At 60.9% G+C, this 22,162-nt stretch carries 22 protein-coding genes; 12 read left to right on the top strand and 10 right to left on the bottom strand.

Annotation, left to right across the window (positions count from 1 at the left end; genetic code table 11):
• Positions 1–35: 35 nt before the first annotated feature.
• Both AEQ67_RS05360 and AEQ67_RS05355 read left to right on the top strand, forming a co-directional pair.
• On the top strand, positions 36–875 hold the full coding sequence (locus AEQ67_RS05360) for an HvfB family MNIO-type RiPP peptide maturase (protein ID WP_059402848.1): 840 nt from the start codon (positions 36–38) through the stop codon (positions 873–875).
• Positions 868–1,626: an HvfC family RiPP maturation protein gene (locus tag AEQ67_RS05355; RefSeq protein ID WP_059402847.1), complete on the top strand. Its 759-nt coding sequence runs from the start codon at positions 868–870 to the stop codon at positions 1,624–1,626. The genes AEQ67_RS05360 and AEQ67_RS05355 overlap by 8 nt, the downstream gene beginning before the upstream one ends.
• Positions 1,627–2,589: 963 nt before the next feature.
• Here AEQ67_RS05355 and AEQ67_RS05350 read toward each other — a convergent pair.
• Complete coding sequence (locus tag AEQ67_RS05350; RefSeq protein ID WP_059402846.1) at positions 2,590–3,900, bottom strand: ATP-binding protein; 1,311 nt, start codon at positions 3,898–3,900, stop codon at positions 2,590–2,592.
• Positions 3,897–4,637 carry a response regulator gene (locus tag AEQ67_RS05345; protein WP_059402845.1) on the bottom strand — a complete coding sequence of 247 codons (741 nt, stop codon included), beginning with the start codon at positions 4,635–4,637 and terminating at the stop codon, positions 3,897–3,899. Before AEQ67_RS05345 ends, AEQ67_RS05350 begins: the two co-directional genes overlap by 4 nt.
• A gap of 306 nt (positions 4,638–4,943) precedes the next feature.
• Between AEQ67_RS05345 and AEQ67_RS05340 the strand changes: the two genes are divergently transcribed.
• The 3 genes from AEQ67_RS05340 (at position 4,944) to AEQ67_RS05330 (ending at position 6,895) form a co-directional block, all read left to right on the top strand.
• Positions 4,944–5,210 (top strand): DUF2790 domain-containing protein, encoded by a 267-nt coding sequence (locus AEQ67_RS05340; protein ID WP_059402844.1) that lies wholly within the window; start codon positions 4,944–4,946, stop codon positions 5,208–5,210.
• A gap of 48 nt (positions 5,211–5,258) precedes the next feature.
• A complete protein-coding gene (locus AEQ67_RS05335; RefSeq protein ID WP_059402843.1) occupies positions 5,259–5,513 on the top strand; it encodes a hypothetical protein in 255 nt (84 codons plus the stop codon).
• Between the two features lie 170 nt (positions 5,514–5,683).
• The gene (locus AEQ67_RS05330) at positions 5,684–6,895 is read left to right on the top strand and encodes a cytochrome c biogenesis protein DipZ (RefSeq protein WP_059402842.1); all 1,212 of its coding nucleotides are present in this window, start codon (positions 5,684–5,686) and stop codon (positions 6,893–6,895) included.
• A gap of 109 nt (positions 6,896–7,004) precedes the next feature.
• On the opposite strand, the gene AEQ67_RS05325 is transcribed toward AEQ67_RS05330, so the two are convergent.
• Positions 7,005–7,970: an AraC family transcriptional regulator gene (locus AEQ67_RS05325; RefSeq protein WP_059402841.1), complete on the bottom strand. Its 966-nt coding sequence runs from the start codon at positions 7,968–7,970 to the stop codon at positions 7,005–7,007.
• Between the two features lie 182 nt (positions 7,971–8,152).
• Here AEQ67_RS05325 and AEQ67_RS05320 point away from each other — a divergent pair, with 182 nt between their 5' ends.
• Together AEQ67_RS05320 and AEQ67_RS05315 are read left to right on the top strand one after the other, a co-directional pair.
• Positions 8,153–8,422, top strand: a complete 270-nt coding sequence (locus AEQ67_RS05320) for a DUF4242 domain-containing protein (RefSeq protein WP_059402840.1) — start codon at positions 8,153–8,155, stop codon at positions 8,420–8,422.
• Between the two features lie 37 nt (positions 8,423–8,459).
• Complete coding sequence (locus AEQ67_RS05315; RefSeq protein ID WP_059402839.1) at positions 8,460–9,272, top strand: class I SAM-dependent methyltransferase; 813 nt, start codon at positions 8,460–8,462, stop codon at positions 9,270–9,272.
• Between the two features lie 148 nt (positions 9,273–9,420).
• Here the strand turns inward: AEQ67_RS05315 and AEQ67_RS05310 are convergent, their stop codons facing one another.
• Positions 9,421–10,347 carry a universal stress protein gene (locus tag AEQ67_RS05310; protein WP_059402838.1) on the bottom strand — a complete coding sequence of 309 codons (927 nt, stop codon included), beginning with the start codon at positions 10,345–10,347 and terminating at the stop codon, positions 9,421–9,423.
• A gap of 156 nt (positions 10,348–10,503) precedes the next feature.
• On the opposite strand from AEQ67_RS05310, the gene AEQ67_RS05305 reads away from it, so the two are divergent.
• Entirely contained in the window at positions 10,504–11,577 is a 1,074-nt protein-coding gene (locus AEQ67_RS05305) for an NAD(P)-dependent alcohol dehydrogenase (RefSeq protein WP_059402837.1), read from the top strand.
• 119 nt (positions 11,578–11,696) lie between these two features.
• On the opposite strand, the gene AEQ67_RS05300 is transcribed toward AEQ67_RS05305, so the two are convergent.
• From AEQ67_RS05300 to AEQ67_RS05285, 4 genes are all read right to left on the bottom strand, one after another.
• Positions 11,697–12,167, bottom strand: coding sequence for a GNAT family N-acetyltransferase (locus AEQ67_RS05300; protein WP_059402836.1), 471 nt, complete (start codon positions 12,165–12,167; stop codon positions 11,697–11,699).
• A 151-nt stretch (positions 12,168–12,318) separates the two neighbouring features.
• Positions 12,319–12,705: a DUF488 domain-containing protein gene (locus AEQ67_RS05295; RefSeq protein WP_059402835.1), complete on the bottom strand. Its 387-nt coding sequence runs from the start codon at positions 12,703–12,705 to the stop codon at positions 12,319–12,321.
• A gap of 6 nt (positions 12,706–12,711) precedes the next feature.
• Complete coding sequence (gene pcsA / locus AEQ67_RS05290) at positions 12,712–13,434, bottom strand: phosphatidylcholine synthase (protein ID WP_059402834.1); 723 nt, start codon at positions 13,432–13,434, stop codon at positions 12,712–12,714.
• Positions 13,435–13,948: 514 nt separating this feature from the next.
• Positions 13,949–14,374, bottom strand: a complete 426-nt coding sequence (locus AEQ67_RS05285) for a GNAT family N-acetyltransferase (protein ID WP_059402833.1) — start codon at positions 14,372–14,374, stop codon at positions 13,949–13,951.
• 207 nt (positions 14,375–14,581) lie between these two features.
• On the opposite strand from AEQ67_RS05285, the gene AEQ67_RS05280 reads away from it, so the two are divergent.
• Complete coding sequence (locus AEQ67_RS05280) at positions 14,582–15,307, top strand: tellurite resistance TerB family protein (RefSeq protein WP_059402832.1); 726 nt, start codon at positions 14,582–14,584, stop codon at positions 15,305–15,307.
• 158 nt (positions 15,308–15,465) lie between these two features.
• Here the strand turns inward: AEQ67_RS05280 and AEQ67_RS05275 are convergent, their stop codons facing one another.
• Entirely contained in the window at positions 15,466–15,918 is a 453-nt protein-coding gene (locus AEQ67_RS05275; protein WP_059402932.1) for a cupin domain-containing protein, read from the bottom strand.
• A 194-nt stretch (positions 15,919–16,112) separates the two neighbouring features.
• Here AEQ67_RS05275 and AEQ67_RS05270 point away from each other — a divergent pair, with 194 nt between their 5' ends.
• From AEQ67_RS05270 to ligD, 3 genes are read left to right on the top strand one after another with little or no spacing between them, the layout of a single operon-like run.
• Positions 16,113–17,498, top strand: a complete 1,386-nt coding sequence (locus AEQ67_RS05270) for an iron-containing redox enzyme family protein (RefSeq protein ID WP_059402831.1) — start codon at positions 16,113–16,115, stop codon at positions 17,496–17,498.
• 10 nt (positions 17,499–17,508) lie between these two features.
• Positions 17,509–18,504: a methyltransferase gene (locus tag AEQ67_RS05265; protein ID WP_059402830.1), complete on the top strand. Its 996-nt coding sequence runs from the start codon at positions 17,509–17,511 to the stop codon at positions 18,502–18,504.
• Positions 18,501–21,101, top strand: coding sequence for a DNA ligase D (gene ligD, locus AEQ67_RS05260; protein ID WP_059402829.1), 2,601 nt, complete (start codon positions 18,501–18,503; stop codon positions 21,099–21,101). The genes AEQ67_RS05265 and ligD overlap by 4 nt, the downstream gene beginning before the upstream one ends.
• 354 nt (positions 21,102–21,455) lie before the next feature.
• Here the strand turns inward: ligD and AEQ67_RS05255 are convergent, their stop codons facing one another.
• On the bottom strand, positions 21,456–22,130 hold the full coding sequence (locus tag AEQ67_RS05255; RefSeq protein WP_059402828.1) for a DUF3313 domain-containing protein: 675 nt from the start codon (positions 22,128–22,130) through the stop codon (positions 21,456–21,458).
• Positions 22,131–22,162: the final 32 nt, after the last annotated feature.

Below are 22,162 nucleotides of genomic sequence, written 5' to 3'. Positions count from 1 at the left end.
TGTGATTCCGAACTGGCAACCCTGAGATCGACATCATGCAGACCTCTCACACATCAACGAAGGCCACCGTCGGGCTCGGCCTGCGTCGCGGTTTAATGAAAGACCTTCAAGCAGCCCCAGTGGGCGACTTCGACTTTCTGGAAGTCGCGCCGGAGAATTGGATCGGCATCGGCGGCGCCCATGGTCATGCGTTGCGTACCCTGGCCGAGCGTTATCCGTTGTCCTGTCACGGTCTGTCATTGTCACTGGGCGGCCCGTCGCCGCTGGACGTCGGATTTCTGCAAGAGGTGCGGGTTTTCCTCGATCACTACCACGTGCCGCTGTACAGCGAGCATCTGAGCTACTGCAGCGATGACGGTCACCTTTACGACCTGCTGCCGTTGCCGTTTACCGAAGAAGCGGTGCATCACGTTGCCGCGCGCATCCGTCAGGCCCAGGACATTTTGGGTCGGCGTCTGGCGGTGGAAAACGTCTCCTACTATGCCGCGCCTCAGCAGGACATGGACGAACTGACCTTCACCAACGCGGTGCTGCGCGAAGCCGATTGCGACCTGCTGCTGGACGTCAACAATGTCTACGTCAACTCGATCAATCATGGTTTCGATCCGCAGACTTTTCTGGCCGGCATCGACTCGGGCCGGGTGGTTGCCATGCACGTGGCCGGGCACTTTGATGAGTCCGACACCTTGAAAATCGATACTCATGGCGCCTCGGTCAAACCAGTGGTCTGGTCGTTGCTGGCGGAGGCTTACGCCCGTTTCGGCGCGCAACCGACGTTGCTGGAGCGGGACTTCAACTTCCCGGCGTTTTCTGAACTGGTGGCCGAGTTGCAGACCATTCGCCGCCTGCAAGCCGAGGGTGTGAACCGTGGATAAGCCGAGTCTGTTTCAGCAACAAACCACGATGGGGCTTTACCTGCGCGATCCCGAACACTGCGCGCCGCCGGCCGAGATGGACGTGGCGCGGGCACAGGTGTACCGCGACCTGATTTTCCTGAACCTGTCGACGCTGCTCAGCGGCACGTTCCCGGTGCTGATCAAGATTCTCGGGGATGAACAGTGGCGCACGTTGGTGCGGGTTTTTCTGCGGGACTACCGTGCGCACACGCCGAAATTCGGTGAGATCGCCAATGAGTTCGTCGAATTCCTGGCCTCCGAGCCGCCAGCGTTGAGTGAGGGGGATTGGCCGCCGTTCATGGTCGAGCTGGCGCATTACGAGTGGGTCGAGATGGCGTTGCAACAGTCTGAAGCCGAGCCGTTGGCACCTGGCGATATCGAGCTGATCCTGGAGCGACCGTTGCAGGTATCGCCGCTGGCCTGGCCGTTGGCGTATGCCTGGCCGGTGCAATTGGTGGGGCCGGATTTTCAGCCGCAGGTGCCACCGGCCCAGCCAACCTTGCTACTGGTCCGTCGGGCTGAGGACTGGAGTGTGAAGTTTTCCGAACTGAGCCCGCTGGCATGGCGGTTGTTGCAGCGGATCGGCGAGTTTCCCGAACTGGACGGCCGAGCGCAGCTGGAAGGATTGGCGGTGGAGGCCGGGACCACAGGGTCGCCGGAATTTATCGACAGCGGTTTGGCATTGTTGCAGCAGATGCATGGGGAAGGGGTGGTGGGCGTAGTCGCTTGACCGAACACAACCCCCAACCCCCCACAACCCCAATGTGGGAGCGGGCTTGCCCGCGATTGCGGTGGGTCAGGCGACATCCATGCTGGAAGTGCCGGCCTCATCGCGAGCAGGCTCGCTCCCACACTTGAACTCTGTCGTGCACAAAACCTGCGTTCACTGAAAATCCCATGTGGGAGCGGGCTTGCCCGCGATGGCGGTGGGTCAGGCGACATCAATCCTGGATGTGCAGGCCTCATCGCGGGCAAGCCCGCTCCCACACTTGATCTTTGTCGTGCACAAAACCTGTGTTCACTGAAAATCCCATGTGGGAGCGGGCTTGCCCGCGATGGCGGTGGGTCAGGCGGCATCAATGCAGGATGTGCCGGCCTCATCGCGGGCAAGCCCGCTCCCACACTTGAACTCTGTCGTGCACAAAATCTGTGTTCACTGAAAATCCCCTGTGGGAGCGGGCTTGCCCGCGATGGCGGTGGGTCCGCCGACATTAATGCTGGATGTGCCGGCCTCATCGCGGGCAAGCCCGCTCCCACACTTGATCTTTGTCGTGCACAAAATCTGCGTTCACTGAAAATCCCATGTGGGAGCGGGCTTGCCCGCGATTGCGGTGGGTCAGGCGACATCCATGCTGGATGTGCCGGCCTCATCGCGGGCAAGCCCGCTCCCACACTTGATCTTTGTCGTGCACAAAATCTGCGTTCACTGAAAATCCCATGTGGGAGCGGGCTTGCCCGCGATGGCGGTGGGTCAGCCGACATCCATGCTGGATGTGCCGGCCTCATCGCGGGCAAGCCCGCTTCCACACTTGAACTCTGTCGTGCACAAAATCTGGGTTCACTGAAAATCCCATGTGGGAGCGGGCTTGCCCGCGATTGCGGTGGGTCAGGCGACATCAATCCTGGAAGTGCCGGCCTCATCGCGGGCAAGCCCGCTCCCACACTTGATCTCTGGGGTGCTCGGAATCTGCGATTACTGTGTTTTTTGACCCGGTAACTTGAGCTCTGCACACAAACCGCCGCCTTCGCGATTGCTCAACGTCAACGACCCCCCGATCGCCAACGCCAGTTGCTGTGCAATCGCCAACCCTAACCCGGTGCCGCCGGTGCTGCGGTTACGCGAGTTTTCCACGCGGTAGAACGGTTCCATGACCTGGGCCAGTTCTTCTTCGGCAATGCCCGGGCCGCGGTCCATGACTTTCACCGAGACGCTGCCATTGGCCTGTTTTTCTACCCACAGCTCTGCTGCACCGGCGAATTTCAGGGCGTTGTCCGTCAGGTTCACCAGCACCCGGCGCAAGGCGTGGGGGCGGGTGTCGATGACGCTGGTGCTTTTGCCGCTCAGCTGAACTTCCTTGCCCATGTCCTGATAGTCGAACACCAGGCTGTCGAGGAACGAGTCCAGGTCGGTGCGGCGGCTTTCTTCGGTGGCGCCGTGGACGCTACGTGCATACGCGACGCCTTCACGCACCAGATGCTCCATCTCGCCCAGATCGCTCCACAGTTTTTCCTTTTCCACGCAGTCTTCCATGAACTCGGCGCGCAGTTTCATCCGTGTGATCGGCGTTTGCAGGTCATGGGAAATCGCCGCCAACAGCTGCATGCGTTCTTTCAGGTAGGCCGCGATGCGCACCTGCATGGCGTTGAAAGCCTTGGCCGCGTGGGCCACTTCGGTCGGGCCTTTTTCATCCAGCAGCACCGGATGGGTGTTGGGGTCGAGGGTGTCCACGGCTTCGGCGAGGCGGGTGAGGGGGCGGATGGCGATTCTCACGGCCAGCCAGGTGCAGATGAGCATCAGTGCCAGTTGTCCCAGCAATACGATGGGTAACCACGGCGACAACGGCACCATCGATGGCCGCACATCGATGGTCACCGGGCTGCCGTCCGCCAGTTTCAGGTGCACCTGAAAGTGTTTGCTCGGCCCGGGGATGTCGGTAAAGGTCATCGGGTAATCCTTGCCGATGGCCTCTTTGATCGACGTCATCGCGATGGGCGCATCACTCATGGCGACACCCGGCGAGCCTTCGTTCAACAGGTAGCGGTAATTACGCCGATCCAGTTGTTGCAGCCAGCTCATGCGCTCTTCGGCCGGCAAGCGGTCGAGGATGGCGATGGAGGTCGAGACGTCGGTTTCCAGATTGCCGAGCATGGTGTTCTTGGTGCTTTCGTATCGCTCGTAATACTGCGCGCCGAAGGACAGTGCCTGGGCGAGTATCAAGCCGATCAGGAAGATCAGCGACAGCCGCGAGGCCAGCGTGCGGGGCCAGCGAATCGAGAGATTCATGAGGGTGCTCCGAGGACTTCCACCGGCAGGGAAAACACATAGCCTTCGCTGCGCACGGTCTTGATGTAGGCCGGTTCGCGGGCATCGTCGAGCAAGCGCTGTCGCAAGCGGCTCACCAGCAAATCGATGGAACGGTCGAACAGATCGGCGTCGCGGCCCTGGGTCAGGTTCAGCAGTTGATCGCGATTGAGCACCCGCTGCGGGTGATCGAGGAACACCCGCAGCAAGCGATATTCCGCGCCGCTCAAGGCGACCATGGTGCCGTCCTCATCCAGTAAGTGCCGGGCCGAAGTATCCAGTTGCCAGCGTCCGAAGGCCAACAGGCGACCGCTTTCGGTGACCACCAGGTTAGGCGGCAGCATTCGCGTGCGGCGCAGCACCGCGTTGATCCGCGCCAGCAATTCACGCGCCGCGAACGGCTTGACCAGGTAGTCGTCGGCGCCCATTTCCAGGCCGATGATGCGATCGGTTTCATCGTTGCGGGCGGTGAGCATCATGATCGGTGTGGCCTTGTGTTTGCCCGCGCGCAACTCGCGGCAGAGCATCAGGCCATCGTCGCCCGGCATCATGATGTCGAGCACGATCAGGTCCACTGGCGTCGATTCGAGGAAGGCGCGCATTTGCCGGCCATCGGCGACCACGGTGGTGCGCAGGCCATTCTTCTTCAAGTAGTTGCCTACCAGCTCACGGATCTCGCGGTCATCGTCCACGATGAGAATGTGATCAACGTGTTCCATGGGGCCTTGCCTCTATAAAGGGGGGATGTCGCACAGTCTATCGAGCCTTGGCGCGTTCGCCCGCAGCCCTTTGTATTGCAGTGTATCTGGCTTGTCGGTGGATACATGCAGACGCAAAAACGCGATTTTTCAGCGGTTTTGTATCGCTCTGTATCCCGGCCCCACTTTGATACTTACCGATTTACACGCGCCTGTTCCCGACACATACGGGATACCTCACGAGCTTCTAATAGGTTCCATCGAGGCAAACCAAACCGCCTCGGCCCACTAAACGATTTGACCTATTGAAGCCTTGAGGAAACCACCATGAACACTAAAGCCATCTACGCCGCTTGCCTGTTTGCCGCACTGAACATCTGCACCTTGGCCGCCCGTGCCGAAGCCGCCGATGTCACCGCTAAAACCTACACCTACGGCACGCACCTGGATATCAAGAAAGTGGTGTCGCTGAAACAGGACGCTTCCTCGTCCTGCGGGGTTGTGGATGCCCAGCTGACCTACCTGGATTCCCAGAACAAAACCCAGGTCCTGGACTACCGCAAAGTGGCTGACAACTGCAACTCGGACAACTGAGTGCGTCGACCACCCAACGCCCACCCCCTTTGAAACAGGAAGAACATCATGAACAACGTCAGCCGCTATTTGACCGCTATCGCTTTCTCTGTTGCCGGTGCCGCCGCTCACGCCAATGCCGCTGTCGAGCAAAAAAGCTGTGGCAGCGCCACCTGCTTCCAACTGACGCCCGTGGCAGAGAAGGGCGCGGGTGCCTTCCTCGCCGAGGACGGTTACAGCCGCACGCCGCAGGGGCAGATGGTTGCAGAGAACGGCGGGAGCCGTACGCCACAGGGCCAGTTGCTGGATAACCCGACGGCCTGAAGCCCGAACACCGATCTATAAACACCACAATTCCAGTGTGGGAGCGGGCTTGCCCGCGATGACGGCAACACATTCAGCATCGATGTGACTGCCAGACCCCCATCGCGGGCAAGCCCGCTCCCACAGGGTATGCGGTGCAACGTCCCGCTCATATTTTCAAGGTGATCCCCATGTTTCTCATCGCTTTCCTGGGCGGCATATTGACCGTCCTCAGCCCCTGCATCCTTCCGGTCGTGCCGTTTCTGTTTGCCGGTGTCGACCGTACGCGGTCATCGATCTTGCTCACCCTCGGCGGCATGGTCCTGACCTTCGCGCTGATTTCCAGCCTGGCCGTGGTCAGCAGCGAGTGGGTCGTGCAAGCCAATAACACCGGCCGTCACGTGGCCCTGATCGTCATGGTGCTGTTCGCCCTGTCGCTGATTTCCGCGCGGATCGGCGGCTGGCTGGCACGTCCGTTCGTGCTGCTGGGCAATCGCGTCGACCCCAACACCCGCAAAATGTCCGGCCCGTTGAGCTCGGTCATGGTTGGCGTGGCGACCGGTCTGCTCTGGGCGCCGTGCGCCGGGCCGATCCTCGGTGTCATCCTCACCGGCGCCATGCTGCAAGGCGCGAACGCCCAGACCAGTCTGTTGCTGGTGGCGTACGGGTTGGGTAGCGCGTTGTCCCTGGGCACCTTGATCTTCTTCGGTCGCAGCCTGGTCAATCGCTTGAAAGCGTCGATCCCGGTCACCGGTTGGCTGCGTCGTGGTGCCGGTGTTGCGGTGCTGGCGGCAGCGGCGGTGATTTCCACCGGCGCCGATAAAACCCTGCTGGCCGGCACCTCGTCCGAAGGCGTCAGCAGCATCGAGAAAGGCGTACTGGAAACCGTACCGAAAGTGGTCGATTACTTCGTCAGCAAGGTCAGCGCGGACTCGATGGACAACGCTAAAGGCGCCATGCCGTCGCTGTCCGGTGCGGTGGAATGGATCAACTCGCCAGCGCTGACCAACGCGTCGCTGAAAGGCAAAGTGGTGCTGGTGGACTTCTGGACCTTCGACTGCATCAACTGCCAGCACACCTTGCCGTACGTGAAGGACTGGGCGAAGAAATACGAGAAGGATGGTCTGGTCGTGATCGGCGTGCACACCCCTGAATACGGGTTCGAACGGATCATCGCCAACGTCAGGGATCAGGTGAAAAAGCTCGGCATCACCTACCCGGTGGCGATCGACAACAACTACGCAATCTGGCGCAACTTCGACAACCAGTACTGGCCCGCTCACTACCTGATCGATGCCAAGGGCCAGGTGCGTTACACCCACTTTGGTGAAGGCAGCTACGAGACTCAGGAGAAAGTGATCCAGCAGTTGCTGGAAGAGGCCAAGGTTCCCGCAGCATCTTAATAACCCCCCTGTAGGAGCTGGCTTGCCAGCGAAAGCGATCGATCAGTCACATTGATGTTGAATGTGCTGGCGTTTTCGCTGGCAAGCCAGCTCCTACAGGGGTTTGCGTTTACGCGTGGGACGTTCCCTGATTGCGCCGCCACGCCGCCGGTGGCGCTCCGTACTCGCGACGAAAGGCGCGGCTGAACGCCGTGTCGGTCTGGTAACCCACCTCTTCGGCAATCCGCATCAAAGAACTGTTACTGCTGCGTAACAGATTCGCCGCCAGCAACATCCGCCATTGCGTCAGATACTGCATCGGCGAACTCCCCACCAGTTGCTGGAATCGCTCCGCCAGCACCGACCGCGAAGTACCGGCCGTACGCGCCAGTTCATCCAGCGTCCAGGCGTGACAGGGCTTTTTGTGCAACGCGTTCAGGGCGGCGCCGACAATCCGGTCGCCCACGCCCGCCAGCCAACCCGTACGACCTTCGCCCTGTTCGTGCATGTACAGGCGCAACACCTCGATGAACAGCACCTCGGCCAACTTGGCCAACACGCCTTCACCGCCAGGCCGTGGCGATCGCGCTTCGGCCAGCGCATAACGGACCGACGACTCCAGCCAGATACCGGCATTCGAGCCGCGCACATTGACCCTCACCACGGCCGGCAAACCGGTCAGCAACATGCCCGCCAGACGCGTATCGCACGCCAGATAGCCGCACACCAGCCGCGTCACCGCGCCGCCTCCGCCGTAACTCAATTGTCGTGGACGCCGCGCCAGCACCACGTCCAGTCGCGCACCGGTGGCGGGTGGGAGTCCCGGTTTAGAGCTCATGCGATGCGCGTCTCCCTGGGGAAACACCACCACATCGCCGGCCGTCAGCAGGAGCGGGGGATCATTGCCCAGTTCGACGTAACACTCGCCTTCGGTGATCAAGTGGAAAATCACCACCCGCTCGGCGCCGGGCTCCAGGAAGGGGGCTGCGGTGTCAGCGCTGGGCGACTGGTAGCACCAGGGCGCGGTGAACCGGGCGTTGATGAAAATCGCGCCGACCAGGCGGACGACACGCAGGGTCTGGGACAAGGCATCCATGTTGGTTTTCCCGTGTGGGCGGGTAGTTTTTGATTGTGAGCCTGTCGCCGCGTCACGCGAAATCTCCGGACGATCGGACAGCCTTGGCCGACGATCGGGCAGGACGCCAACAATGCACGGCGCGATAGTTGGCACACAGGGTCTACCGATCCTGTCATCAATAACAAGAATGAGAGGTTGCCATGCCGAAGTTCGTCATAGAACGCGAGATTCCGGGTGCTGGAACACTGTCAGAAAGGGATTTGAAAGCCGCTTCGCAAAAGTCCTGCCGGACCTTGCGCGATTTGCCGGAAGTACAGTGGCAGCAGAGTTATGTCACCGGTGACAAGCTCTACTGCGTGTACATCGCGCCCAACGAAGAGTTGATCAGGGAGCACGCCAGGCAGAGCGGTTTCCCGGCCAACCGTATTTCCCAGGTCACGGCCATCATCGATCCGACCACGGCAGAATAAGCCGGGCTGCGTTCCAACCCGCAACGGAGCGGAATTCATGAGTACACCCATTGATCTTACTGCCTTGAAAAACCGCCAGATGGCCTCTTGGGCCAGCGGCGACTATGCCGTGATCGGCACCACTTTGCAGATCGTCGGCGAACAACTGGCCGAAGCCTGCGACCTGCTGTGCGATGAACGCGTGCTCGACGTCGCGGCCGGTAACGGCAACGCGACGCTGGCGGCCGCACGCCGTGGTTGCCACGTTACTTCCACTGACTATGTGCCTGCGTTGCTTGAGCGCGGCGAAGACCGGGCCAGGGCAGAACGCCTGGAAGTGACGTTTCAAGTGGCCGACGCCGAAGCGTTGCCGTTCGACGACGCCAGCTACGATGCCGTGCTGTCGACCTTCGGTGTGATGTTTACGCCGGACCAGGCCAAAGCCGCCACGGAACTGGCGCGGGTCTGTCGTCCTGGCGGCCGGATCGGCCTGGCCAACTGGACGCCCGAAGGCTTCGTCGGCCAAATGTTCAAGACCCTCGGCCGCCACCTGCCACCGCCACCGGGCGCGCAACCGCCTTCACTGTGGGGCACCGAGGCCTGGCTGCACGAACACTTTGATGAGCGCGACTTTCTGGTGCAGGTGGCGCGCAAGACCTTCAACTTCCGCTACCGCTCGGCCGCGCATTTCATCGACACGTTCCGCAACTGGTACGGTCCGCTGCACAAGGCGTTTGCGGCACTGCCTCCTGAAGGCGGCAAGGCGCTGGAGCAAGACCTGACCGAGCTGATCAACCGCATGAACCGGGCAGGCGACAAATCGCTGGTGGTGCCCAGTGAATACCTGGAGGTCGTCATCACCCGGCGTTGAAAGAATCACATGCACCCAATCGCTCGGGTGTGCGCGCTCCCTGTAGGAGCTGCCGAAGGCTGCGATCTTTTGATCTCGTTTCGACGTAACACCGTCAAGATCAAAAGATCGCAGCCTTCGGCAGCTCCTACGGGGGGCTGCATTTCAATTATTCGTCCAGCCGCTCGGTGTACACCACCCAGACGCTGCACGGCATTTTGTACAGCAGGTGCTCGACCGTGCTGCCGATCAGCCGGCCCATGCCGCGATGGCCGATGCGGCCCATGACGATCACGTCGACGTCGTAGGCATCGGCGTAGCGGGTCAGGACCTTGGCGGGGTTGCCCATGATCATGTGTCGCTGCTCCGGGGCGATGCCGTTGCGCTCGGCCAGTTCGTGGAACGCGTCTTCCTGGTAGTCGAACACGGTCTTGGCCTTGCCCGACGAGAAAAACGCCGAACCGTTGTCGAATCCGAATTCGTCGGCGCTGATGGAGGAAAGGTCATAGGCGTAGACCACATCCAGTTCAGCGTTACAAGAACTCGCCAGCTTCGACGCTTCGTGCAGGATCCGGTCGTTGAAGCTTTTGTACTGATCATCGCGATGGAACGGGTCGACCGCCGCGACCACTTTGCGCGGCAAGGCATGCACGGCGTGGCTGACGAAGTGCAACGGCACCGGGCACTCACGCAGCAGGTGCACGTCGAGCGGGGTAAACATCAGCCGCGACAGCAGCGATTCGTGCTCCAGCGCCTTGATCAGCACGTCCATCGGCTGCTCTTTGAGGTGAATCAGGATTTCCTCCAGCGGGCGTTCGACCCAGGCCACCTCCGTGGTGATCGTGACCCCGATTTTGCGCAGGGGTCGGGCCTGTTCCTCAAGCCACTGACGGTGGCGCTCGACGTAGCCCAGGCGCATCTGCTCCAGGGCCTTTTCATTGACCAGACTGGCCGTCGCCAGGCCTTCGAGATAATCGAAGGCGACGATGTGCAGGGCCGCGTCTTCGGCCTTGGCCAGCGCGGCGGCCCGGTCGAAAGCGGGGCTGTGTTCCATCAGTGGCGAGGCGACCAGCATGAAGCGTGATTGCTCAGACATGACAAACCTCCCGTGGGTTAGCCGCCCGACGTGCGGCGCAGGCGACGTACATCCAATCCCTAAGTATTGACCATGATCAACCTCTCGTCCGTAAACCCGGTGCAGGCTGGGGGCCGTGCTGAACTCAAGCGCATGTGCACACTCTGGAGAACCGCCATGGCCACCATGAAAGCCGCGATATTCGTTGAGAAAAACCGCATTGTGCTCGACGACAAACCGATCCCCGAGGTCGGTCCGCTGGACGCGTTGATCCGCATCACCACCACGACTATCTGCGGCACCGACGTGCATATCCTGCGCGGCGAATACCCCGTGGCCAAAGGCCTGACCATCGGTCACGAACCCGTGGGCATCATCGAGCGGCTGGGTTCGCAGGTGCGGGGTTTTGTCGAAGGGCAACGGGTGATTGCCGGCGCCATTACCCCCAGCGGTCAAAGCTATGCGTGCCTGTGCGGTTGCGGCTCGCAGGATGGCCCGGACACCCGCCATGGCTTCAAGGCCGCCGGCGGCTGGAAGTTCGGCAACACCATTGACGGCTGCCAGGCCGAGTACGTGCTGGTGCCGGATGCGCTGGCCAACCTGTGCCCGATTCCCGATGGCCTCAGCGACGAGCAGGTGCTGATGTGCCCGGACATCATGTCCACCGGGTTTTCCGGGGCGGAGCGCGGCGAGGTCAACATCGGCGACACCGTGGCCGTCTTCGCCCTCGGGCCAATCGGCTTGTGTGCGATAGCCGGCGCGCGGCTCAAGGGTGCCACCACCATCATCGGCATCGATGCCGTGCCCGAGCGCATGAGCGTTGCCCGACAGTTGGGGGCGACCCATGTGATCAACTTCAAGGACGGCGACGTGGTGGCGCAGATCATGGCCCTGACCAATGGCCGAGGCGTCGACGTGTCCATCGAAGCGCTGGGCACCCAAGGGACTTTCGAGTCCGCGTTGCGAGTGCTGCGTCCGGGCGGCCGCCTCTCAAGTCTTGGGGTTTACTCCAGCGACCTGCGCATTCCCCTCGACGCCTTTGCCGCCGGGCTCGGGGATTTCAGCATCGTCAGCACCCTGTGCCCGGGCGGCAAGGAGCGGATGCGCCGGTTGATGGCGGTGGTGGAGAGTGGCGGGGTGGATCTGTCGCCGCTGGTGACCCATCGGTTCAAGCTCGACGATATCGAGGCGGCGTATGAGTTGTTTGCGCATCAGCGGGATGGGGTGATGAAGGTGGCGATTACGCCTTGAGCCTGTGAGACCGCTATCGCGAGCAGGCTCGCTCCCACATTTTTGACCGAGGTGTCCAGGCGAACACGGTCAAATGTGGGAGCGAGCCTGCTCGCGAAGAACGATGACTCGGTCTTCGCTCAGCCTCGATCCGCAAGCATGGGCATGCGCCGTTCCATAACGATCGTGCGTTCGGCTCCATGGAATTCATCGCGAACTTTGCGAAAACCCAGCCTGGTGTAGAAACCTTCAGCGGTAATGGAGGAGGGAACGCGCAGCACCGCGATTTTTGCGTCGATAGCGATGGATTCAAGCGTGGCCATCAACTGCCTGCCGAGTCCGCCTCCTTGATGGGAGGGGTCGACAAATACGCTGCGCACCACATCGCCATCCAGGCTGGCGGTGGCGACTACCCGATGATCGAGGGTCGCGACAAAGACCTGTCGTTGGTCAATCAAAGTGCCCACGGCTTCGGGAGAAAAGCTTTGCTCCACCTGTGCGATGACTTCGGGCGGGTAGTCATGGGCATTGGAGTGGCGCAGCGACTGGATGATGACCTGGCTGATGGCGGCTGCATCCTCAGCGGTTGCGAGTCGAATCTGGCTGTTCATGTGAGACCTCATTCCTTGGTCTGTTGATCGTAAGTTCAGACAGAATGGCAGGTCCTGCGAAATTTTGCGCAGTAGCGACTTGGGGTGATGACGGTGGCGAACAGGCCTTGATAGTGCGGGTGGCTCGCTCCCACAGGGTGGGGTGTAGCACCTATGCAATCCTGGCGCCCCGAGCCTCCAGCAATTCCCGCAACACGGAGCGATGGCAGTGCGCCTCTTCCTCGCAATAGCAGCCAACGGCCAGCGAGGTTTGATGGGAGAGGGCGGCCAGCAGATCCAGCAATTGATTGGGCGCGGGATGGTTCATCTCCGCCTTGAACTTGCGTCGAAAGGCCTCCCAGGCTTTTTCATCCTCCGCCGCTTTGGCTTCGGCAACCAGTTCGGCACTGGGGGACAGCAGCGGTTGCCAGACGTCATAAAAATCCCGACTGGCAAACTCGGCCTTCGGCACGCCCCGGGGCGGGCGGCGCACCGTGCCTATCCGCAGGCCTTCGTCAGGCAGGCGGGGTGAGCCGAGTCGGACGATATGGATAGGCATGTCGAGTTACTTGTGCCGCGACCCGTCAAACCATTCCATCGCCGTGCGCCAGATGCAGATCCCCAGGAAGTAAGCCGACATCAGCAGCCAAAGCCCCATGACCAGCGGGTTGATGACCGGATGGTTGATCACCAGCGACAAGCTGCACAGCAGCCAGATGGCCGTCACGGCGATGTTGATCGGCATGAACTTGCGCACGCGAAACGGGTGCAGAAACTTCATCCGGGTCACGGTCAGCAGCGCCAGGCCGATGACGGTGAGCAGAGTGATCCACGGTGACGGGGCAATGATGTAAAGGCACAGGGCTACCACGTTCCAGGCGGCGGGGAAGCCCTGAAAGTAGTTGTCCTTGCTCTTCATGTTGACGTTGCAGAAGCAAAACAGCGACGAGACCAGGATCAGCGATATGGTCAGCAGCAGTGTGTAGTCCGGCAATGGGACGTAGCGATAGATGAACAGCGCCGGGATAAAGACATAGGTCAGGTAGTCGATCACCAGATCGAGGATCGAGCCGTCGAAACTCGGCAGCACCGACTGGACATTGACCTTGCGCGCGAGCGCGCCATCCAGCCCGTCGACGATCAGCGCGACGCCCAGCCACAGCAGGCAGTTTGTGGGTTGGTTTTCCAGCAGGGCGAGGGTGGCGAGGAAGGCGGTGACCACGCCGGTCGCGGTAAAACCATGGGCGCCCCATGCTTTGAGCCTGGCGATGTGTAGAGTTGATATCACGGGGGCGTTCTCCAAAAAGTGAAGCAAGCCAGTTATCACCCTTTCAATGAGGGGGTGTCGGCAAACCAAGTCAGGTTGCATGTATCGACCGGGTATCCGGGGATAAGGTTCACCGTCTGTAAATCTTAGCTGCGTGGGGGGAAAATACTCTGGATAAATTGGTGCCGTAACGAAGGCATTGCTCCGGGGGCCCGCCGCCATCGGCCATCCATGGCCGGGGGCGGCTAACCCGGCATCCATGCCGGGTTGCCCCCTACGCAATACCTGCGTTCGGCCTCTGGGAAAGGGGCGGTAGATCAAGATCAAAAGATCGCAGCCTTCGGCAGCTCCTACAGGTGTACGCCATTCCCTGTAGGAGCTGGCTTGCCAGCGAAGCACTCGAATGCACCACGTTTATCCTGTCGAAACGCGTCATCGTTGACGAGCTTCGCTGGCGAGCCAGCTCCTACAGGTCGAGCGTTGCCTCGCCTGCTTTTGCCATAGCCGCCATCACCCGAATAACGGATATACCCCCTCACAGCAGCTTGCTCATAAACACCCGACTCGTACCCTCCGGATCACAAGGCACTTCGCCAAACCGTTGCCATCCGCGTTTCTCATAAAACTCAGGCGCCTGAAAACTGAGGGTATAGAGCACCGCCGAACGGCAGCCGCGACGACGTCCTTCGTTCTCATACGCACTGAGCAGGCGAGACCCCAGCCCCGAGCCACGTAGGGATTCCGGTAAATAAAACAGATCAAGAAACAGCATCCCCAGTGATGTCCGCCCAGTCACACCGCCGAGCACCTGATGGGTCACCGGATCACGCACCGTTACCGCCAATGCCTGTCGGTCATTAACACCGGACATCTGCTGATTAAAAGCACTTAATCCTGCGCTGAGTAGGTGCTCGACGTCTGGTTCGATGACATCGCTGACAACAATCTGATGTCGGTCCATGTGTCTATGAATCCTGTGGGAAAACGAGGGAGGAACACTCGCAGCCAATGGCAATCGGGGTCAAGTGCGACCAAAATCCAGCACTGTCTCACTAACGTGACACCCCCGGACGATAAGGCTTTCACGTCAGCCAAACGGTAATGGCGCAATCGCCTGCGAGGACTATTGTTGCCTGACGGGATCACTCCCATCGATGAGGACGTCGTCATGAACACCAGCGATCTGCTCGAACAACTATTGCGAGCCGGCCAGGGCTCGATGTCGCAACAGGGCGGCGGTGGCGCGTCGGGTCAAGGGGGGCTCGGTGGCCTCGGTGGATTACTCGGTGGCCTGTTGGGCGGTGGTGCCGGGTCAAGTGCCGGCGGCGGTGGCCTGGGCGGTTTGCTCGGTGGGCTGCTGGGTGGCGGCTCACCCATGGGCGGTTCGACCCAGACCCGCTCGGGTGGTGGCACCAACTACGCCGCGCTGGCTTCGCTCGGGATGATGGCATTCCAGGCGTATCAGGCGTGGCAACGCAGTCAGGCCTCGGCGCCGCAACAGGCCCCGCGCACCGTCGACCTGCTGTCCGGCCCGGAAGTCGAGGACCACAGCCACGCAATCCTTCGTGCATTGATTGCGGCGGCCAAGGCCGATGGCCGGATCGATGATGCAGAAAAACAGATGATCAGCACCGAAATCGGCCGCCACACCGACGACCCGCAATTGCAGCAATGGCTGGATGACGAAGTCGCCCGGCCGCTGGATGCCGCCGATGTGGCGCAATCGGCAACGGACTCCGGGATGGCTGCGGAAATGTACCTGGCCAGTGTGATGCTGGTGGACGATCAGCAGGATGCCGAACGTGATTATCTGGATGAACTGGCTGCTGCGCTGAAAATCGATCCTGAGTTGCAGGTGCACCTGGAGCAGCAGGCCAAGGGTGGCGTTGCCTAAGTTCTGTAGCAGCTGGCGAAGCCTGCGTTCGGCTGCGCAGCAGTCGTAAATCCGGTTTGCAAGGTCTTCCTGACACACCGCGAGCACTGATTTTACGACTGCTGCGCAGCCGAACGCAGGCTTCGCCAGCTGCTACATGGAACGCACTTCGCCAGCGGCTACAAGGTTGGCGGGGTTTTGGGGACCAGAAATGTAACGCCATAGCGCTCGGCCACTTCAACTATCCGCGATAGATCCTCGGGGACTTTAAGTCGATCCATTGCCGCAAAGAACTGCCCACCCCGCGGATCAGACACCACGCCAATCATTTTCGCCGTCGCGCTGATGTTCTTATAGGCATGAATCGCCCCGCCAGGAATATGCACATACCCCCCGCTCGACACAGTGGTGGATTTGCCTTCCACCGTCACTTCCACCTGCCCATCGATCACATAAAACGCTTCGTCCCAAGGGTGAAAGTGCGGGGGTGGGCCGCCACCTTGCACACCTTCCTGGATATGCATTTCAAAAGGTTTGCTCAGATCCCCACCCGCGAGAATCGTGATGGCTTCACCGACGACATTGACCGGACCGGGGGTTTGTTCGGGCTCGATGACGTGAACCGTGCGCATGATTGCTCTCCGAAGGATGAGTCCACACCCGCTGAGTATATTCACTTGCGTGCAAGCCAAGTGCCGTCCCGCAAGCCCGTCTGTCCGGGCGTTTTCAACGTCGATGGAATTTTTCTCCGGGCGTGTCGCTCTGCTGCTGTAGAGACGTGCTGATTGAGCGTCCTGCCACTGGCCACAGATCGAGAGACGCATCCATGACTGCCCTGACACGACTTGAATCCAAGCCTGCCCGTGAACACTCGATTCCCGGTGCCGGCAGCCTGAAGCAAACCTACGAGCAGCTGTTGCTGAGCGACGATGCCGAGCATCAGCGCACGCTCGCCCGGACCTTCCTGGCGGCTCAACTTGAGCACGCCACGGACCTGCCCGAGGAAATGCCACGGGACCTATCGGCGCTGCACACCTTTGTCGAGCACCACTGCGCCGAGGTCGCTCGCCAATACGCCGACTACCTGCAACAGCGCAAGGACGGCGGGCCACGGCAGTTCTTCAGCAACAAGGCGCATGCGCTGTTTGTCCTGCAAGCCGTTGCCCCGACCAAACTGGTGGACGGCGCCTGGCTGTATGGCTTGCTACGGCACTGGCGCGACCCGCGTTTCGACGGGCTGATTTGCACGTATCTGGAAGAGTTGGGCGACGGCAATCCGGCGCAGAATCATGTGGTGATCTACCGCAAATTGCTCGCCGAACATGGCTTGCAGGACGGCGCCGTGATCGCTGATGAACGCTACCTGCAAGGCGCGGTGCAACTGGCGCTGGGTTATTGCAGCGACGAGTTTTTGCCGGAGGTGATCGGCTATAACCTCGGCTACGAACAACTGCCGCTGCACCTGCTGATCAGTGCCTATGAACTGCGCGAGCTGGGCATTGATCCCTACTATTTCACCCTGCACGTGACCATCGACAACGCCAGCACCGGCCATGCGCACAAAGCCGTGCAAGCGGTTCAGCAATTGATGCCGCTGGAAGGCGATCGTGAGGAGTTTTTGCGCCGGGTCGCGCTGGGTTATCGGCTCAACGACCTGGGGCAAGGCAGCCGCGCGATCATCGAATCGTTCGACCTGTACGACGAAGTGCTGAAGATGCTCGAACGTAAGCGCCCGTTCGGCCAGCACATGCATTCCAACTACTGCCGCTTCGAAGGCCAGACCGTCAATCAATGGCTGTCGACGCCGGAACAGTTGCCCGGCTTCCTTGTGGCCCTGGAAAACAAGGGCTGGATCAAGCGTCACCAGGACCCGCAAGCCAGCCGCTTCTGGCAATTGGTCGAGGGCGACGGCGCGGCCATGTTCGGGGTGTTCAGCCCCTATGAAAAACAGTTGCTGCATGACTGGATCGGCGGAAACTGGAAGCCTGAGCGTTCGCCGGCTGCGGGTCGACGCAGCACTAGCGCCGCAACACAACCCACACTGCCTGCCAATGACCCGGATATCGTGAGCCTGCAAGCCGCGCTGGACGGTCTTGGCGCCCACGAGCAGATGCAAGTGCTGATCCCGTGGCTATCCGCGCAGCGGCATTCCCATCCTGCCGGCCTGATGGCCACGCGACGGTTTATCGAACTCAAGTCCAGCCTTCGATAGGGAGCACGCCATGAACCAGGAAGCACAACTGGGCGCTGCCGATCTGGCCTTGTTGCAACTCGGGCGGCGCTTGCTGGCCGACGGCTACCGTTTTATCACCCCGACGCCGCTGACTCACCAGCGGGTCAATGATCGCAACTTCGGGCAAAGCGCGCGGACCTTGCGCGAGGTGTTCGGCTGGTCACGGCCGTTTGAACCCGGCCTGTTATCGGTGGATGAACAGCGCCAGTTACAACAGGCCGGCGTGCTGGAAGAAAGCAACGGACACCTGAAAAGCCGCGTGCGCTGGTCAAGCCTGGACGATCTGCTGTTCGTGCATTCGGGTTACCCCACCGACGCGGCTGACGCGGTGTTCTTCGGCCCGGACACCTACCGTTTTGCTCAGCTGATCCACAGCCATCTGCAACAGAACTTCGCGCCGATCAGGCGCGCCGTCGACATCGGTTGCGGCGCCGGCGTCGGGGCCATTGTCATCGCCCGCGCGCGCCGTGAGGCCGAGGTCCTGGCCGTCGGCATCACCCCGGCGGCGCTGCGCCTGACCGCCGTCAACGCCGCACTGGCCGAGGTCGCCAACATCAGCATCGAGGCCAGCGACGTGCTGCAAGACGTCGACGGCAACTTCGACCTCATTGTCGCCAATCCGCCTTACATGGCCGACCCGGCCGAGCGTGCTTACCGCCACGGCGGTGGTGCGCACGGCGAGCAACTGTCGTTGCGCATCGTCGAGCAAGCCCTGTATCGGCTGGCGCCCGGAGGCTCGCTGGGGCTGTACACCGGCGTGGCGATGATCGATGGCTTCGATCCGTTTCTCGCGGCGCTGACCCCGCGCCTGGAGTCGACGATGTTCGGCTGGACCTACCGCGAACTCGATCCCGACGTGTTCGGCGAAGAGCTGTTGACTCCCGGCTATCAGCGAGTGGAACGGATAGCCGTGGTTGCGCTGGTCGTTACGCGCATCGGCCCGGGCATCGGCGGAATCGTTTCGTCGTCAGCGGGTGCGTTATGAACAAGAACCTCGACGATTACAACCGCATGCGCGACTTCTCGGCGACCTCTGAGCCGGCCGCCACGAAACGCGCGGGCAAGAAAACCGCGAAAGACCACGCCTTGCAGTTTTGCATTCAAAAGCATGACGCCTCGCGCCTGCATTACGACTTTCGCCTGGAACTCGATGGTGCGCTGAAAAGCTGGGCGGTGCCCAAAGGCCCGTCGCTGGACCCCAAGGTCAAGCGCCTGGCGGTGCACGTCGAAGACCATCCGCTGGACTACGCCACCTTCGAAGGCAGCATTCCCGAAGGGCATTACGGCGCCGGCGATGTAATCGTCTGGGACCGTGGCGTGTGGATTCCCCAGGAGGATCCGGCCAAGGCCTACGCCAAGGGCAAGCTGAAATTCGAGCTGCAAGGGGAGAAACTCGGCGGCCTGTGGAACCTGGTGCGCACGCACATGCCGGGCAAGCAGGAGCAATGGTTCCTGATCAAGCATCAGGACGGCGCGGCCAAACCCGAAAGTGATTACGACGTGGTCGCCGCCGAGCCTGACAGTGTGCTCAGCGATCGGACCATCGTCGCCAAGGCACCCAAGGCCGGCAAACCCAAACCCATCAAAAAACCGGCGGCCCCAGCGCGCAAGGCCGCTCGTAAAGAACCACCGGCTCAGCTGACCGGCGCCCACAAGGCCAAACTGCCGGAGCAACTCAAACCGGAACTGGCGACACTGGTTGAAAAGGCCCCGGAAGGCGAGTGGAGCTACGAGATCAAATTCGACGGCTACCGAATCATGGCGCGCATCGACCACGGCGACGTCAAACTCTTCACCCGCAATGGCCACGACTGGACGCACAAGCTGCCCAGCCAAGCCGAGGCTTTAGCGGCGCTCAACCTCGAATCGGCCTGGCTCGACGGTGAAATGGTGGTCGCCGACGAACACGGCGTGCCAGACTTCCAGGCCCTGCAAAATGCCTTCGATTCGGGCCGCAGCGGCAACATCGTTTACTACCTGTTCGACTTGCCTTACCTCAATGGCGTCGACCTGCGCGAAGTGCCCGTCGAAGAGCGCAGGGTCGCGTTGGCAACATTGCTCAAACTCAATGAGGACCCGCTGCTGCGCTTCTCCGACGCGTTCGGCGAAGACCCGGAGGCCTTGCTCAACAGCGCCTGCCAGATGCAGATGGAAGGGCTGATCGGCAAACGCCTGGGTTCGCCTTACGTGTCCCGGCGCAGCAGCGACTGGATCAAACTCAAGTGCAAGCATCGGCAGGAATTCGTCGTCGTCGGTTACACCGACCCGAAAGGTTCGCGCAATGCCTTCGGTGCCTTGCTGTTGGGGCTGCATGACCGTGATAGCGGTAAATTGCGCTATGCCGGCAAGGTCGGCACCGGTTTCAACGAGGTGACGCTCAAGCGCATCTACGAACAATTGAAACCGTTGAAGGCGAAAAAACCGTCGGTGGTCAACCCGCCGAGCGGCTTCGACGCCAAGGGTGTGCACTGGCTCAAACCCAGCCTGCTGGCGGAAGTGGCCTTTGCCGAAATGACCAAGGACGGTTCGGTGCGTCATGCGGTGTTCCATGGCCTGCGTGACGACAAACCTGCCGAAGACATTACCGAGGAGCGTCCGAAAGCCGTGAAGACCTCAGCCGCGAAAAAAACCACTGCCGAAAAACCTGCCGCCGCAGCCAAAAAGAAAGCCGCCCCCGCGCCCTCGCAAATCGGCCTGGGCGATGGCAAGGTGCGCATTACCCATCCCGACCGGGTCATCGACGCCACCAGCGGCACCACCAAAGTGCAACTGGCCGAGTATTACGCCAGCGTCGCCCAATGGATTTTGCCGCAGCTCAAGGATCGCCCGGTGGCGCTGGTTCGCGCACCGGACGGCATCGCTGGCGAATTGTTCTTCCAGAAAAACGCCGAGCGCCTCGCCATTCCGGGCATAACCACCCTGGACAAGGAACTCACCGGCCAACCGGTGATGATCATCAACAACGCCGAGGCGTTGATCGGCGCGGTGCAGATGAGCACTGTGGAACTGCACACCTGGAACGCCACCTCGGACAACCTCGACAAACCCGACCGCTTCGTCCTCGACCTTGACCCGGACCCGGCACTGCCGTGGAAAAGCATGGTCGAGGCGACTCAGCTGACCCTTTCGGTGCTCGATGAACTGGGGCTCAAGGCGTTCCTGAAAACCAGTGGCGGCAAGGGCATTCACCTGGTGGTGCCGCTGACCCGCAAGCTCGGCTGGGACGAGGTCAAGGACTTCAGCCACGCGATTGTCAGCCACATGGCCAAGTTGCTGCCGGAACGTTTTTCCGCGGTCTCCGGGCCGAAGAACCGGGTCGGGCGGATCTTCATCGACTACCTGCGCAACGGCCTGGGCGCCACCACCATCTGCGCCTACGCCGTGCGCACCCGCGAAGGATTACCGGTGTCGGTGCCGATCTTTCGGGAGGAGGTGGCCGAGCTCAAGGGCGGCAATCAATGGAACGTGCACAACGTGCATGAACGCCTGGCCGAAGTCGGTGACGAGCCCTGGGCGGACCTGAAAAAAACCCGCCAGACCATCACCGCCGACATGCGACGGCGGGTCGGGATGAAGAAATAAAAGCCAGCCACAACACATCCCTTGTAGCAGCTGGCGAAGCCTGCGTTCGGCTGCGAAGCAGTCGTGAAGTCAGACGCTTTGGTGTTTCAGGAAGACCGCGAATACAGGTTTTACGACTGCTGCGCAGCCGAACGCAGGCTTCGCCAGCTGCTACAGGTCGCCTGCCCGGAATTTATGTGCCCCATCAATCCCTGTGGGAGCGGGCTTGCCCGCGAAAGCGGTGTGTCAGTCAGCACTGATGTTGAATGTGATATCGCCTTCGCGGGCAAGCCCGCTCCCACAGGATCCTCGGTGTTTTCGACAAAGTGCGCGGCGGTGCCTCTGTTTTCCAGGGGCACCGACGTGTCGTTGGGTTTACCGGATAAACGCTTGCAAATCAGTGCCCAGTTTATCGATCGCCGCCTTGAAATCCTTGGCGGTAATTTTTTGGCTGGCGTTGGACACCTGGGTGCCGAAAACTTTGCGCACCACTTTGGCCACGGTCTGGTTGTTGCTCGCGTCGATGAATTCGGCTTCGATAAACAACGTAGTGTCCTGATCGCGATGGCCACTGGCAGCGGAAACACCGCCCACGACGGCGGCCACCGGCACCACTTCATACCACTTCATGCCTTCGTTTTCGGCATTCACCCCGGTAATCGCCGCGCGCATGATCAGGACTTTTGAACCCTTCGGTGCTGATTTTTCACTCGTGACCACCCGATACTTCTGCCCAAGGGTACTTTTAGCTTTGCTGGTCATATAGTTTTGGATGTCATCCAGGGTCTGCCGATTCACCCGTTCGTTGGGCTGTGGCGCCGGGTAGAGCTCCAGCTTGTTGAAGGCCACGGTGTTGTAGGCGTCGGGATTCCACGACGGGCTGACCCAGCGCATGGCGGTCTCGCCGCTGGTGGTGGTCACTTCCTGCAGGTTGTTGTAGTTGGACAGGAAGCCTGAGTACTGATCCTTCTCGGTGACTTTCGAGGTGCAACCGCCTAGCAACAGACCGGCCATTGCAGCGCCGATGAGCAATTTTCGGGACAGGTTCATAGTGGTGTGTGCTCCATGGATTAAGTCGTTTT

Origin of the sequence: Pseudomonas sp. RIT-PI-q (genome assembly GCF_001297125.1) — a bacterium.
In the GTDB taxonomy this organism is placed as follows: domain Bacteria; phylum Pseudomonadota; class Gammaproteobacteria; order Pseudomonadales; family Pseudomonadaceae; genus Aquipseudomonas.
Note: the sequence above shows the minus strand (reverse complement) of the source record. Positions and strands in the feature narration are given on the sequence as shown.